Genomic DNA, 13,093 nt, shown 5'->3' on the forward strand with positions numbered 1-13,093 from the left:
GTGCCTCGATAGTGACCCTTTCGTTTGCGGTGAGGTCGGCATGCTGTAGCTGCTTCCTGTAGAACTCTTCCTCGATTTCAAGCATCCGGTTGGTGTAGTCCTCGTAGTTCTTCTGCCCGGTCGCGTACTCGATGCGGTTCAGCGCCTCCTGGTACTCCCGCCAGTCCTTTTCGGCTTTGAACTTGTCCTCGGACTTGCCTGTCTTGCCACCGCCGCCCTTGGTTGCCTTTGAGGAACCTATTGAACCCGCTGCACCGCCGGTGCCATGCTCAGTGTCGAGGTTCAAGCCCTTGGTGTCCGAACTGCCCGCACCGCGGTAAGCAAGTTCCTCGCGGTACTGCGAGAGAAGCTGCTTTGCCTCAGTCACGGACACCTCCTTGTACTCGCCCTGCTGAGAACCCTCGATGAACACGATGGCATTGCCAGCCTTTCCCGACTTGACGATTTTCTCAAGTTGGCCGATGGTTCCTTTGAGGTAGTAGTTGTCTATATGTTTAAGCGGAGACACGCCGTTCTCCATGGCATCAAGTGTAGCCAGGCCCTTGCGGTGCGACTCGTAGGCATCGTACATGCGGTTGACCAAGGGAGCGGGCTTCCTGCTGTCACCGCCCCAGAACGGGTGTTGGTCACCGCCTATCCAGTCGGGCAATAATCGCCATTCAACACCTTTCGAGTAACTGTTGATCTTGTCGATGTAGTTTTGGGGTATCGGCTTGCCTGCCGCCATTGCGGTGCTCACTGCGGTGACAATCTCCGCTGCCTCTCGGGCGGTTGCACCCGCGCTCTCGAGCGATGACTGCAGTTCCGTGAGTCCCGAGGCGAGCTGCTTGTAGTATTCCTGGTCTATCTGCTCACGCGCTGCTGCGATGCCTCGTTCCTGCGCCGCCCTGCGCACGGCAATGGCGAGCCTGTTGTAAGCCGCCTCGAGGTTAAGTATCTCGCCTTTCTCGTTGATGAGACCTGAGAGATACTTCCCGTACTGGCTGATGATGGCATGCTTAGCAGACTCATACTCCTTGGTTCCTTTCTCGGCTCCTTTCAGTTTGTCGAAAAGGATGTCGAGTTCGTGCTGCTCCTTGACGGCTTCCTCGTTGTAGCCCTTGGCAGCCTTGATTGCCTCCTTCGTCTTCTTGGTCAGTTCATCCGTGCGTGTGCACAGGTTATACAGCCCTACACCTACGGCGGTGACGACTGCGAGGATGATTCCCCAAGGTGTTGTCTTGGTAAGGAGGTGGAACGCGGTGTAGGCTGCTTTCGCTTTCTCCACCTGCCCTGTAAGTGCATAGAAGGCAATCTTCAGTGCAAGGGTCGCAGTGCCGAGGTACTTCTGCGCTGCTTCGGTCAGCACAAGCCAGTAGTAGTGTGCCTTGAACGCCACGTTGCTTGCGTTGACCGCCACGGTATATACAACCCAAGTTGCGGTCACCGTGGCTATTGCACCCTTGTACTTGATGATGAAGTCAACCATCGCATTGAGGAACCTCATCATCATGGAGGTGGAAGTCATGACGTGCTTCATGACCGGCAATAATTTCTCGCCCAGTTCCACCGCCATCTCATGGATGCGGTTCTTCGCCTTGTCGATGCCTGCCTGGACGGTGTTGTTGAAGATGTTGTACTCGTTCGTTGCCGATGTCGCTTCGTTGAATGCCTTGGTGGCTTCCTCCTGTTCCCACTTCACCATGTCGAGGTGTTCGGCAAGCGTAGCCAGTACCTGGCTCATTCGCACGCCGTCCATGCCGAGGTCTTTGAACAGAGGAGCCAGCACAGCGAGACCGTCCTTGCTGCCGAGTTCGTGGATGCGCTCAAGGAACATGATGAGACCGTCGTTGGTCGAAGTCCTGAGTGTTTCTGTGAATTTCTCGACATCGAGGCCTACTTGCTGAGCGACCTCGCCCGGTTTCTGGAACAGCATCATCGTGAGTTTGCCGAGGGCAGAGGCAGACATCTCGGTCTTCTGTCCGTTGGCGTCGAGCGTAGCGCCGAAGGCAAGCAGCTGCGGGATGGTCATTTCCGCCTGCGCTCCCACGCCCGCCATGCGCTGGGTAAACTCCACGAGGTACTGCTTCGAGGCGGTACAGTTCTGCGACAGAACATTGATCGCAGAACCGACTGACAGCATAGCGTCCTTGGTCCCCATTTCCTCATCCACGCGGAAGATGTTTGTCAGTTTGGCGATGGTCTGCGTTGCTCCCTCACCGAGGTCGACGAGAGCCACATTGATGATGTCGGCTGCCTCCACGTAGCCCTGCACGTCCTCAAGCGTTGTTTTGCCGAGACGTCCCGCCTCCTGGGCGAGTTCGTTAAGTTTCTCGCGAGGGGTTCGGGTGTCGATATTGGCAAACGCCTCGTTCAGTTTCTTGACATTTTCCTCTGTCATTCCGGTGTATTTTCGGGTATTGGCAAGTTCCTCCTCCATCTCGGCGTAGGCGTTCACCGCCTTGCGTCCAGCCATGATGAGACCGGTCACGGCGGCACCTGCGAGCATGATGGTTCCCATCCACTCGTTTATCTTGTTGTTGAGCCTTGCCCACAGACCTTCCTGTGTCCTTATCTCGGCATTGAGCGAAGCAATCTGCGTTTTCACCTGCTGTATCTTGCTGACATGGGAGTTCCATGCGGCGGAACCTCGCTCGATGTATTGCAGTTGGCGTGTCAAGGTTTGGAGGGCTTTCTGCAGATCCTTTGGTGTCGCTCGGTTCAAGCGTCTGAGCACATTGTCGACTTGTGCCGTAGACGACTCGATGGCATTGATTTGGCGTTTGGTCTGGTTGAGTTCGCTTCTCAGTTTTCGCAGGTCGGTGCGGTTGCCCGCTGCCGCTGCTTTGGCGATGGCGGTCTCGAGCTGGAGTGCATTTGCCCGCAGTTGGTTTAGTTGCTGCTGTGCCTGGTGTCCGTTTATCTGGAGCACGGTGGTTGCGTTGGTTGTGTAGTTGCTCATTTTTAGAGATGAGAGATTAAAGATTAGAGATGAAAGATAATTTTAGGCAAAAATACAGTGGTTGTTTTGTAAAGGAAAAGACGGGTAGGCAAGGAAAAATTTAGGAGCCCGTAAGAGATTGTTATATAATAGGTTAGGTTACGGAATTGGGGAATCGAGCCGCCAAAAATTGCCTATCTGTAAATGACTCAGGTAATTTAAAAGGCTGATAATAAGCCTTTTGCTTCGGGATTGTTAAGGGTGTCCCTTAACGTCACCCTCGGTAGAGCCCCCAATGCCCTCGTTATTTGCCCCGATTTTGCCCGAAAACCGCCCTCGCAATGTGCGGTCACATCCCTCCCGTGCGTATCAAAAATCTGCTTGCCGTGTTTTTGCATTGCACGGTGTTCCGCTCTCCTGTCGCCATCGCGGGCAATCGCCTCGATGTCGGCAGGGTCTCATCGGCGAAGTGCGGTACAATCGCCAAGCGTGCCGTCGGAGTCATGCAGCCGTGGAACGGAAGCTGTCTGGTGCAAGGAGACACAGGCAGGCGTTGGGCGGCGGCTTGCCGTGCAGATGTGGCTTAACTTGTTCAGCCTTATCAAGAGCCCAACGCCGTAGCCCGTGTCCCATTAGGCACGAGGCAGCGGAGTGGAGAGGCAGGCAATGATGTAGTAAGTGCGTGTGCTTGGCGGTGTGTCGCGCTTCGGGGCTCGGGGTGGGTCTATGGCGATGCGGCGTGTCTCAGTCTGTGCGGGCAAAGTCGATGCGAGAGTGAAACATGCGAGGTGTGTGACACCGTGGCGGGAAGAAGCAAGTGCCGTGGGATAGCTGCCTCACGCAACCGCATCCCGCCCAGGGATAGCGGCAGACACACGGAAATGTCGGTACAGACGCAGAGGACGGCAGTTTCGCCGTGACACTTGTGGCACAGCGAAGCAGTGAGGGGGAGCGTGTTCAGCCAAGGCAAACCGAGTGCAGCGAGGTTGCCTGCTGATCACCCTTCCCCGAGGGGTGACGGGAGCGGAGTCCGTGCGGTGTTCGTGCGTCCGCCGCGGCGGTTGCGTGGTGATGTCGCAGCCATCCCGCCATGTCTGCACTTGCTCCGCCACTGGTGCCATACCCGAAGCCGAGCACGGCCTTGCCCGTCAGGTGGCACGACGCACCGGGCGGGCTTTGGGCAATATATAAAAAAACGGACTGCTCTCACGAGTGGCCCGCTGTTACGAATCATAAATCAATTTTGGTGAATGGGAAACACAAACGATGAATACCAAATACCTATCATAAAAAAGGCAGAATATCTGTCGCAGACCGTCCGCCTTTCCCTTTATGAAAAAATAAACTTCAGCTCTTGTGTTGGAAATATAACATGATGCCCGCTGCTATGCAGAACACAATGAGCATCCATGTATTGTCTGCCGGCTCAGCCACCTTGGTGTCCTCAACGGCAGTGTTTTCTTCTATGTCCGATTTTGCGGACGATTGTATTGATTCATGCTGCAGAGCCCGCGACGCAGAAGCGGTCTCTGCCTTGCCCCTGTCATTTAGCGAGAGGCGCTTTGCCTTCAGGGTAAAACCCGTTCCCATCCCTGTCCAGAATGGGAAGGGGTAATTTCGGGGAACAGCACCGTTTGCGGATGTGTCTGTTCCACTTGTATTTATTGAAGTGTCATCATAGAACGGATGGAAATAGATTTCCACGCTGTCCATGTCGGCGGCCAGTTCGCGCAGCACTGAGACCGATATGGCGGTCTCGGCGCTGCCATTGCGGACTGCCGTGGTGTCGTACCTCGCCTGTTCAGAGATTGACACCGACTTCTTGCTGTGGCATGATGCCATGAGCAAGAGAGGGATTGTTACTATATAGATTAAAAAACCTTTCATATCAACATGTTAGTTGTCGGAGTATTCCTTGACCGAGAAGCACGGACAGGATTTATTGGCGAACTCGCAATGCCCGTGGATTGTGGCATTGGGATATATTGCGCGGAGCTGCACGAGGAGTTCACGCAACGCTTTCTTCTGGGCATCGGTGCGCGTGTCCATAGACTTCTTCCCGTCCTTGGACAGACCGCCCACATAGCTGATGCCGATGCTGTTGGCGTTGTACCCTGCGGTGTGGGCGCCTATCATGTCAATGTCGCGTCCCTTGTGGACACTGCCGTCAAGGTATATCACGAAGTGGTAGCCGATGTCTTTCCAGCCGCGGTGGACGACATGGTAGCGGCGGATGGACTCAACCGTGACGTGCTTGCCTTCGGGGGTTGCGGTGCAGTGGAGGATTATCTTGTTAATCTTCCTCTTGGTAGTCTTCAGATTCAGCATAGCCATTGTTGTTTGATTGTTGTGATTGTGCGGTGGAGGGCCTTCTGGGTTCGTTGGAGTGTGTCACCTGCCAGTGGATGTCGGCAATCTGGTTCTTGACATATACTGTCAAGCCGAACATCGAGCCGCTGTAGATGAGCGACTGCCCGAGTACCCAAAGCACCGAGTTGTCGATGATGCCCAGGGGCGGGACGAAGAATCCCGCTACCGTGAGGCAGATGCCGAATGTCAGCAGTACCACTGCCGAGATTACGGCGATGTTGTCTTTGACTTGTTTCTTCATTGTCTCTGTGTGTTAGTATAAATGAACTATAACAGTAACTGTTTAACCGAATTCATTGAAGGTTTCCGCGCTGATTTCTTGCTTGGCGAAGCCATAGACCATGGAGTACATGATCTGCTCGAGGTCGAAGTAGAAGCCGTTCTCGTCAACGGTGGTGTTGTATATAGACTCTGTGTTGATGAATCGCATCGGCGCATCGTCGCTGATGATGCGGCTCACCTTGATGGTAGCCACAGGGATTGTGTTGCCGTCGCCGTCAGCGGTCACTACCTCCACCTTGCCGTTGCCTTCGCCGAACAGCGTATCAATCTGCTCGGGGGTGACGGTAAGCAAGCGTCCGTCGCTCTCGATGTTGAGTGCCTGCTGCATTGACCAGATGAAATCGTAGCGCGAGGCGATGTCAACCACATTGCCGAGCTGTGACTCGAACTCGTCCTTTGCACTCTGCATCTGCTGGCGCAGGCTGTCGAGATCCTGGAGTATTGCGGGGATGGTGGTCTTGGTCAACTTGTTGATGTTGGTGGTGTGCGCGCTGACTGTGGTCTTGATGCCCGACACCACGCCTGTGAGCCCGTCAACCGAGGTGTTGATGGCATCAATCTCGGTGTCATGGTTGCGTATCTCGTCACGCTGTCCTTCAAGCACATCGAAGATTTCCTCCATGTTGGTGTCGCGTCCGTAGGCGATTCCGTTATGGATAAGCTCTTTGGTGTCAACAGCGAAGTAGATGGCGTTGGCCCTGTCAGTTGCAGACAAGAATGAATATCCTTTCTTGTCGCCGCGGTAGAATTTTACATTAGCCATAGTAATTTTTCGTTGAAAAATGGTTATTGGTTATAGGTTATCGCATAGAGAAAGGCCGGGGATGGGACAATCGATTTTCATCCCCGACCAAGGGGAATGTATGGTGAAGTAGAGAGAGCCCGTTAGTTCACGTCATTCCATACGACCGCCTCGTTGAGAGCCGAGGGGTCGAAGACGGTGTCCTTGACCGCGCCGCTGACGATGCCAGTGATGTGACCCGCTGCGTCCACCTCGATGCCAGTGACAACCTGCACTGTTGCGCCGGCGGTGGCGGTAGCACCTGCCGCGCTCTTGGTTGCGCTCTTTGAGGGGATGTAGTGGTTGCCCACCTCGGTAACCTTGGTGTCGGTGAACTCTGCGTTCTCGGGAACGTTCACGCCGATGGTGAATGCGCCTACTTTCTCGTCGAACTCAGCACGGAGCGCTGCCAGAGCCTCGGCATTCGCCTTACCTTTGTCACCAGCGTAGGCGGTGCTTGCTGTCTCGCCGAGAGCAAGGCTTGCAGAGATCTCGACGTATGCGCTTCCGCTCCAGCGGTAAGTGAGGTTGGTGTCGAGCGCGACATAAATCTTTCCAGACTCGCCCTCTGCGGGGAAGTCAACGAATGACGCTGCCTCGATTACATCATCGACATACGAAGGGAGCTGTGCAGCGGGAACCTTGCCGTCTGAGCCGAGGGTAGCGATGCCGTTGGCTGTCCCGAGGAGTGAAGCGACGAGCAGGTTGTCGCCGATGGTCAGGTTGCTTGATGTGCCGTCGGTGAAGGTGATGGCTGCTGTGAGCTTGCCGCCCGCCTGTGAGGGAACGACCGATGCGATAGACTTGTTACCGAATGTCTTGTCGTTCATGATAAGCTCATGTGTGTCGGTCGCGAAATACAGACCGTCGGCATGGAGTGTGGCTGAGTACTTTGACTTAAGGCCACGGTAGAATTTTACGTTTGCCATAAACTTGGAATAAAGATGATTGATTAAAGATTAATGATATATTTGTAAGTGAACCGCTTATGCTTTTCACTTCACTTCTTCCCAATTGATTACCGGGTCTTTCTCCGCCGGGGTCTCTTCCTTTTCGGTGGGTCTGTCCATGGGCTCGTCGGGCCTGTGCACGGGGTCATCGGTCTTGTCTTCCGCAGTGAACACCTGTGTGAAAGGCAGCGTGATGTTCACCTGTGCCGATGTGCCGGTGTTGCCTTGGTTGGACACGAGTTCAACTGGAAGATGTATGGGTGTGACCACGCGGCGCGAGCCGTCGGGGAAGTTCTCGTCTTTGACCAGCACAGTGAGCTCGAGCATCAGCTGGCCTACGCCCAGGCAATGGTCGTTGAAGATGATGTGCGGTGCGCCGTACTCTATGAAGGCGTTGTTGGTAGCCTTGCCACGGTGCTCGGCGATGAAACTGCGGGAACCGCGGGTGGTGCTGAACCTTGCGGTCCAGTCGTAGTTGTTCATGTTGACCGTCTTGTCGTTGGCATCCGCAACGAGAAGGACGAGGTCGAAGTCCGATTTGTGGTTGAAGTAGTTCATTATAGTGTGTCTTTTTGTTCGTTAGACTCTTCTTGTTTTGCTTCCCTGTACTCAGCGAACGAAGCGATTTCGTTGGCGACTTCGCGGCAGGTATCGATCACTTTGACCGTGGTCATTTCGCGTCCTTCCTCGTCGTATGTCACTTCGCCAGTTTCCGTTTCATATGAGAGATCATGCCAGTCGGCAGTCAGCGGCTCCTTGTCGGTCAACGCCAAGTGGAGTGACTTGAGCTGTTCGAGCAGATTGACATGGGCGGCGGTCATCAGTCCGGCGTGCCACCTGCTTGCGCCCGGCAGGCTGAGTCCGAGTTCGTCGAAGCTGTTGGTCCCGTCAGCGACATTGGTCTTGCCTATGCCTATGTTTATGCCGTCCTCATTGAACTCCGTCACAGTGATGTTGGTGATGAAGGCTCCAATATCCGCTTTCTTGGCGTATTCGCTGAGGTTGGCGGAAGCACTGGTGTCGATGCTGTTGAGGGTGTCGGCGATTGCCTGGAACAATGCGCCCACAGTCTCGGGGGTGATGCTGTTCCGCTGGGTGGTGCCGCGGAACGAGGTTATGAGATTGGTCAGCTTTTTAATGTCTATCATGTCCGTGAGAATTTTAACGATGCAAAGTTGCATTAAAAAGTTCACGCACGAAAAGACACGATTTTTGTCTTAGTTGAGAGTTTAGAGGGCAGAGTTGAGAGAATTTGTTGATGGACTCACTGCCTTCTGCCCACTCAACTCTAAACTAAATTCTTCCCGTGAATTTTCGGCGGTCAAAAACCGAGCTTAAAACCCCTCCGAATTCCTTTCCGAGCGAATCAGCCATGAAGTCACGGATATTGAACACCGATGCGAAGTACTTGCGTGAGAACCATCGGCGGCGTTTTCGTTTCTTCGCCCTGCCGATGTCACCGCTGTTGCCTCGCGGTGTCTCTCGCCCAACGCCGTAGTCCTGCCAAAGACCGTATTCACGGAACTCCTGCGAGAGTTCGGCTTCGGTGGCATTGCTGTCCATCTTCATGGATATGGCATGAGTGGAGCCGAGGAGCATCCCGGTATCGATGACACCAAGCAAGGTTATTTGCTCTTTCCATATCTTTATCATCGTGTCATTGAAAGCAGAGATATACTTTCGGCGTTCTTCTGCTTGTTTTTCAATCATTTTTACTTAATTTTGTATTATGATTAATAGAATCTTCAATGTAGAAATTAATTGGGCGAAACCTATAGCTGTAGATAATCGATTTAATTCTGCACATTATGATGAGCAAATCGGTATCTATCTTATTTCAACAAAATTCACAAGAAATGGAGTTTTGTGTGAAAAATTTGTTTATGTAGGAGAAACAATGAATAGTTTTGATACTAGAATCTTCCAACATATTGAAAAAAGTTCTGAATGGAGCAAGTCGTACGGACAAAAATATATACGATTTGGAAAAATTGAGAAATATCCCAATTGGGTTGAAACAAAGGAACTTTTATTAACCCTTGAAAGCACTATCATTCAATCAATAAAAGATCATCCTAATGCACGTTTAGTTAATAAACGACAGATTAATAGTTGGACAATTTATTATGATATAAATGTGGAAAACGTTGGGTATCGTGGTATTGTTCCACCAGAATTATGTACGCGTGATTATTACGAAGAATAACTATTCCCATTCGTCCTGGTTATAGCGGAGGTCGGTGAATACATCGACTGCGATTTGGAAATAAGCGCAGGCACAGCCGCTGAAAAAGTAGCGGTCGATCTCGTTGAAAGTGATGCGCGGGTTAAGGTAGATGCAGTGCTGTTCCAGTTTCGTGCGCTCCTGTATGAGCACACTCATGAACTGGCGGAACAGTTCGCGCATGGTGTCGATGCACACCTGCCTTGCGTCCATATCGTCAATTGCATGGCGCATGGCGAGGAACACGGTCTTCACTCTCCTTGTGCGAGGAGTGTTGTTGAGCTCGGTGTAGCCGGCAGCGATGTCACTCACGCACACGAAGGAAGCGGAGGACTGCATGTTGTCCAATGCTTCCTCGAAGCCTTCAAGACCGCTGACACGGCAGAAGGTAAAATGCTCTTCTTTTGCGAGCCGGTTCTTTGATGTCAATTTCTCAAAGAACTTTGTGGCATCCCAGTTGAAATTTGGATTATTCATTTGCTTGGGTATTTCTTGTTCAGTTCTTCATATTCTTTTGCCTGTGCGTCAAGTTCCGTTAGCGCACGCCATGTATCGAGGGCAAGCACATCCTTTTCCTTGGTGGCATCGCCCTTGGTGAGTGCCCTTATCTGCGCGTTCATCGCTTCCCTCGGCTGTATGCTGCTGCCGAGGAGATTGGTGTCGGTGTTTGCGGTGGGTTGAAGGAAATGCGGGAATGTCCTTGAAAAATACTGCTTTAGCGAAGCGAACCAGTAGAACAGTGCAATACGGAACGGGCTTGGGAAAGCCTTGACTTTGCAATCGTACAGGACATTCCCCATGAGGTCGAGAAGTGTCTCGTCCTGCGTCTGGAGATACCCTTGGTAGAGATTATCGCAGTAAAGGAACTTCTCGAAAGGCACACCGTCAAAGTCTGCGGCCAGTGCACGGTGGCAGCGATAACGCTCGATACGCACTGGATGTTGAGGCAGTTCGTCAAGCCATTCTATCATCGATAACGCTTCAGCAATTTGTTGTGCGCTCACAACAAATTCCCTTGCATGTGGAGTGGTTATTGTGGAGCGGTTATGGCGCAATAACCAATAACCACTAACCGATAACCCATCGTCCATCGCATGGACGACATGCAAGTCCGTCCATTTCAACAGGCACTTGACCTTGATGTCAGTTGCCGGATATCCGTCCGCAAGCAGAGTGAACAGGAATAGCAGTTGCTTGTCCGTCAGTTCACTCCAACTCTTAGGGAAAGTGAGATTGATAGTTTGTTGCATAAAAAAACCGTTTAAGTACCACAAAAGTACCTAAACGGCTCTATGCTGTAAAAGACAAGGAAATATCTAAAGATTATCCCCGCATTGCTATGCCATGGTAGCAGCCATGCATGAAATACCAAGTTTTGTTTCTATCTCGGCAATACTTTTGAATGAAAAGTTAGTTTTTCCAGAAAGTATTCTGCTGACATACTGCGGAGTGCAACCGAGACGTTGAGCTACATCTGATCGCGACAAACCATTTTCCTGCATATAGTCTACAATACTCATAGCAACGCTTTGCGACCATCTGAGCCAAATGGCGTTTTCTGCTCGCCATCTTGCATCTTCTACGAATGTTGAAGGCTCATCGCTCTGGTGTGCCTCCAAAAATTCCAATGTTTTTTTTCTCATAATTCAGTCCTCCTCAAAGAAATCTATAAAACTATCTTGGTCAAATACGCCGTTCTGTTTAAGGAAATCCCGACAAGCGTTGAGCTTGTCAAGTTCCTTTTTGGTATGTTCACGTTCCTGCATGGTAGCTGTCAGTTTAATTGCACCACCAGTAACAATGTAAACATTTGGTTCAATTCTAATGGCATAGATGCGCAACCAACTTGGATGTTGCCTTCTATCCCAGTTTCTCGCTTTTTCCCGAGTAAGCTCTTGCGCTCTTGTATCGGCTAAACTCAAAGGATGAAACAATCCATCAAGTTGTTCTGTATAGGGGAAATCAAGAATCAGACGCTCTAACTCTTGTGCATCCTCCATAGTGTCCTTAATAGCATCACTTACTTTTTCAATATGGAAGAATCCCTGGAGATCTTTAAGATTCGCGAAGAAAAAATCAAGAAGATAATTGAAATTACTCCACTGACGAAAGAGTAAAGACAACTCGTCCGTTTCTTTCTCTTCATCCCTAACAGCCCAAAGATGATTGTAACCAGGAATTGTTCTAACAAATTTCATACCTCTCAAAAAAATTATGTCCTTATTCTGATGCAAAATTAATATTTCTACTCGAATTCCGCAACTTTTAAGTTGCATTTTAAGCTATATACCATACATTTTATATATAATTAGGAGAATACACCTATTTTTTGCTTCCATATCACCACCAGTAACCGCCAGACTTCTTTTTGTTCTTGAAAACTTTCGGAGTGTACAGTTCTGCTGTGGCAGATCTGTGCCACTCGGGGAACGAATCGGGATAACGGCGTATCGTGTTCACGCAGTCAGTCATCAAGCGATGGTTGATTGGCTTGTCCCGCAACACATCAGCTATCTGGCTGCGGACAGCATTGACAACGCTGCGCTCGTGCAGGATGAGATACATGTTGCTTGCCATAGAGCAACGCCATACTGCCATTTGCTCGGGCGAGAAATATTCCTAGGCAAGCGACAGTTCGATGCTAACGATCTGCGGTTGCAGTTCCTGGTACTTCTGCCATAGATGGGCATTGATGCCCAGCATGTAAAGTATCTCAAAGTTCGGGAACATGGTTGACGAAAAATACTCGTAGGGCTTTGATGACCGCCAGCACTCGAATGTCGGAAGGTATTTCAGCAGCATCTCTATGTTGATGTCCCGGTTTGACTCAAGCGAGGCAATCAACCGTTGCACTCTCTCCTTTGATGCCGGTGCGACATTCTGGTTTGAGACCACGCCGAAGCCGTTGGGCGTAAGCACAAGGTCGAGCGACGGCACGGCATTCATCAGCGCGTGGCACACGATGATGTTGCTGAAGTTATAGTGCATGCTCGTGTCTGCCGCTATCTCAGTGAGTAGTTCGGGCGTGCCCACGAAGTTCTCAATGAGCCATTGCTCGGCAGACTCGAGGAACGGGACCAGTTTCTCAAAGAATGTCGCTTCGCCCTTGACAGTGGCAAAGGTATTGGGCATGAAGCGGCGAAGTGCCTCGTCATTGGTTATTATCTGCATTGTCGTTCTTTTTATATGGTGTAACTTCCTTTGCGTCTGTGTGCTCGTTGAGTGTTGTCAGCATCACGAAGGGACAATCGGGATAAGCGCCTATCCATCCGTTGAACTTGATGATGATGCGGTGCACGGTGAAAAGCAAATCGTGATATGGCTTCTGCAGGGCTTGGGCGATCGTGTAGAGTTCACGTTTGTCCGAGCCGCTGTTGTTGGTCTGCGATTTACCCGGCACCGAGCCCACAAGGTTCGAGTGGACGCGCATCGTGAAGCAGAACATGTTCACCGCCTCGATGATGTCGGTGGACCAGTCGCCTCCTTCCTTATCGGTCTCTATCTTGTTGATAACGACGTCATGGTTTTCATGGCCGTCGGGCGAGATATAGAACGTCGAGAACCAG

At 51.4% G+C, this 13,093-nt stretch carries 15 protein-coding genes and 2 pseudogenes; 1 reads left to right on the forward strand and 16 read right to left on the reverse strand.

The genetic code is table 11. The features are described 5' to 3' along the window. From ACKI3C_RS11535 to ACKI3C_RS11580, 10 genes are all read right to left on the reverse strand, one after another. Window positions 1-2,941: phage tail tape measure protein (locus ACKI3C_RS11535; RefSeq protein WP_407405188.1), on the reverse strand; the 2,941-nt coding region annotated here is incomplete at its 3' end. 611 nt (window positions 2,942-3,552) lie between these two features. Then, window positions 3,553-3,681: a hypothetical protein gene (locus tag ACKI3C_RS11540; RefSeq protein WP_407405190.1), complete on the reverse strand. Its 129-nt coding sequence runs from the start codon at window positions 3,679-3,681 to the stop codon at window positions 3,553-3,555. A gap of 586 nt (window positions 3,682-4,267) precedes the next feature. After that, window positions 4,268-4,807: a hypothetical protein gene (locus ACKI3C_RS11545; RefSeq protein WP_407405192.1), complete on the reverse strand. Its 540-nt coding sequence runs from the start codon at window positions 4,805-4,807 to the stop codon at window positions 4,268-4,270. Between the two features lie 9 nt (window positions 4,808-4,816). Next, complete coding sequence (locus ACKI3C_RS11550; protein WP_407405194.1) at window positions 4,817-5,254, reverse strand: N-acetylmuramoyl-L-alanine amidase; 438 nt, start codon at window positions 5,252-5,254, stop codon at window positions 4,817-4,819. Next, entirely contained in the window at window positions 5,214-5,531 is a 318-nt protein-coding gene (locus ACKI3C_RS11555; RefSeq protein ID WP_407405196.1) for a hypothetical protein, read from the reverse strand. The genes ACKI3C_RS11550 and ACKI3C_RS11555 overlap by 41 nt, the downstream gene beginning before the upstream one ends. Window positions 5,532-5,573: 42 nt before the next feature. After that, window positions 5,574-6,335, reverse strand: coding sequence for a hypothetical protein (locus tag ACKI3C_RS11560; RefSeq protein WP_407405198.1), 762 nt, complete (start codon window positions 6,333-6,335; stop codon window positions 5,574-5,576). Between the two features lie 122 nt (window positions 6,336-6,457). Further along, window positions 6,458-7,282: a hypothetical protein gene (locus tag ACKI3C_RS11565; RefSeq protein ID WP_407405200.1), complete on the reverse strand. Its 825-nt coding sequence runs from the start codon at window positions 7,280-7,282 to the stop codon at window positions 6,458-6,460. A gap of 66 nt (window positions 7,283-7,348) precedes the next feature. Next, on the reverse strand, window positions 7,349-7,861 hold the full coding sequence (locus ACKI3C_RS11570) for a hypothetical protein (protein ID WP_407405202.1): 513 nt from the start codon (window positions 7,859-7,861) through the stop codon (window positions 7,349-7,351). After that, on the reverse strand, window positions 7,861-8,451 hold the full coding sequence (locus tag ACKI3C_RS11575) for a hypothetical protein (RefSeq protein WP_407405204.1): 591 nt from the start codon (window positions 8,449-8,451) through the stop codon (window positions 7,861-7,863). The genes ACKI3C_RS11570 and ACKI3C_RS11575 overlap by 1 nt, the downstream gene beginning before the upstream one ends. A gap of 145 nt (window positions 8,452-8,596) precedes the next feature. After that, window positions 8,597-9,013, reverse strand: coding sequence for a hypothetical protein (locus ACKI3C_RS11580; protein WP_407405206.1), 417 nt, complete (start codon window positions 9,011-9,013; stop codon window positions 8,597-8,599). A gap of 19 nt (window positions 9,014-9,032) precedes the next feature. Between ACKI3C_RS11580 and ACKI3C_RS11585 the strand changes: the two genes are divergently transcribed. After that, the gene (locus tag ACKI3C_RS11585; RefSeq protein ID WP_407405208.1) at window positions 9,033-9,509 is read left to right on the forward strand and encodes a hypothetical protein; all 477 of its coding nucleotides are present in this window, start codon (window positions 9,033-9,035) and stop codon (window positions 9,507-9,509) included. On the opposite strand, the gene ACKI3C_RS11590 is transcribed toward ACKI3C_RS11585, so the two are convergent. The 6 genes and pseudogenes from ACKI3C_RS11590 to ACKI3C_RS11615 form a co-directional block, all read right to left on the reverse strand. Beyond that, on the reverse strand, window positions 9,510-10,004 hold the full coding sequence (locus ACKI3C_RS11590; protein ID WP_407405210.1) for a hypothetical protein: 495 nt from the start codon (window positions 10,002-10,004) through the stop codon (window positions 9,510-9,512). Then, window positions 10,001-10,498, reverse strand: coding sequence for a hypothetical protein (locus tag ACKI3C_RS11595; RefSeq protein ID WP_407405212.1), 498 nt, complete (start codon window positions 10,496-10,498; stop codon window positions 10,001-10,003). Before ACKI3C_RS11595 ends, ACKI3C_RS11590 begins: the two co-directional genes overlap by 4 nt. 366 nt (window positions 10,499-10,864) lie before the next feature. Beyond that, window positions 10,865-11,170: a helix-turn-helix domain-containing protein gene (locus ACKI3C_RS11600; RefSeq protein ID WP_407405214.1), complete on the reverse strand. Its 306-nt coding sequence runs from the start codon at window positions 11,168-11,170 to the stop codon at window positions 10,865-10,867. 3 nt (window positions 11,171-11,173) lie between these two features. Continuing rightward, a complete protein-coding gene (locus tag ACKI3C_RS11605) occupies window positions 11,174-11,725 on the reverse strand; it encodes a hypothetical protein (protein ID WP_407405216.1) in 552 nt (183 codons plus the stop codon). Window positions 11,726-11,867: 142 nt separating this feature from the next. Beyond that, window positions 11,868-12,698 (reverse strand): annotated as a pseudogene (locus ACKI3C_RS11610) (DUF6712 family protein). Continuing rightward, a pseudogene (locus ACKI3C_RS11615) lies at window positions 12,679-13,093 on the reverse strand (hypothetical protein); the annotation flags it as partial. The pseudogenes ACKI3C_RS11615 and ACKI3C_RS11610, both read right to left, overlap by 20 nt.

Source organism: Sodaliphilus sp. (genome assembly GCF_045598405.1).
GTDB classification, from domain to species: Bacteria; Bacteroidota; Bacteroidia; order Bacteroidales; family Muribaculaceae; genus Sodaliphilus; species Sodaliphilus limicaballi.

Coding starts and splice junctions, on each gene's coding strand:
- ACKI3C_RS11550 (WP_407405194.1), bottom strand. CDS start 5,254: ATGGCTATGCTGAATCTGAAGACTACCAAGAGGAAGATTAACAAGATA.
- ACKI3C_RS11590 (WP_407405210.1), bottom strand. CDS start 10,004: ATGAATAATCCAAATTTCAACTGGGATGCCACAAAGTTCTTTGAGAAA.
- ACKI3C_RS11555 (WP_407405196.1), bottom strand. CDS start 5,531: ATGAAGAAACAAGTCAAAGACAACATCGCCGTAATCTCGGCAGTGGTA.
- ACKI3C_RS11565 (WP_407405200.1), bottom strand. CDS start 7,282: ATGGCAAACGTAAAATTCTACCGTGGCCTTAAGTCAAAGTACTCAGCC.
- ACKI3C_RS11595 (WP_407405212.1), bottom strand. CDS start 10,498: ATGATAGAATGGCTTGACGAACTGCCTCAACATCCAGTGCGTATCGAG.
- ACKI3C_RS11600 (WP_407405214.1), bottom strand. CDS start 11,170: ATGAGAAAAAAAACATTGGAATTTTTGGAGGCACACCAGAGCGATGAG.
- ACKI3C_RS11545 (WP_407405192.1), bottom strand. CDS start 4,807: ATGAAAGGTTTTTTAATCTATATAGTAACAATCCCTCTCTTGCTCATG.
- ACKI3C_RS11560 (WP_407405198.1), bottom strand. CDS start 6,335: ATGGCTAATGTAAAATTCTACCGCGGCGACAAGAAAGGATATTCATTC.
- ACKI3C_RS11585 (WP_407405208.1), top strand. CDS start 9,033: ATGATTAATAGAATCTTCAATGTAGAAATTAATTGGGCGAAACCTATA.
- ACKI3C_RS11570 (WP_407405202.1), bottom strand. CDS start 7,861: ATGAACTACTTCAACCACAAATCGGACTTCGACCTCGTCCTTCTCGTT.
- ACKI3C_RS11575 (WP_407405204.1), bottom strand. CDS start 8,451: ATGATAGACATTAAAAAGCTGACCAATCTCATAACCTCGTTCCGCGGC.
- ACKI3C_RS11580 (WP_407405206.1), bottom strand. CDS start 9,013: ATGATTGAAAAACAAGCAGAAGAACGCCGAAAGTATATCTCTGCTTTC.
- ACKI3C_RS11605 (WP_407405216.1), bottom strand. CDS start 11,725: ATGAAATTTGTTAGAACAATTCCTGGTTACAATCATCTTTGGGCTGTT.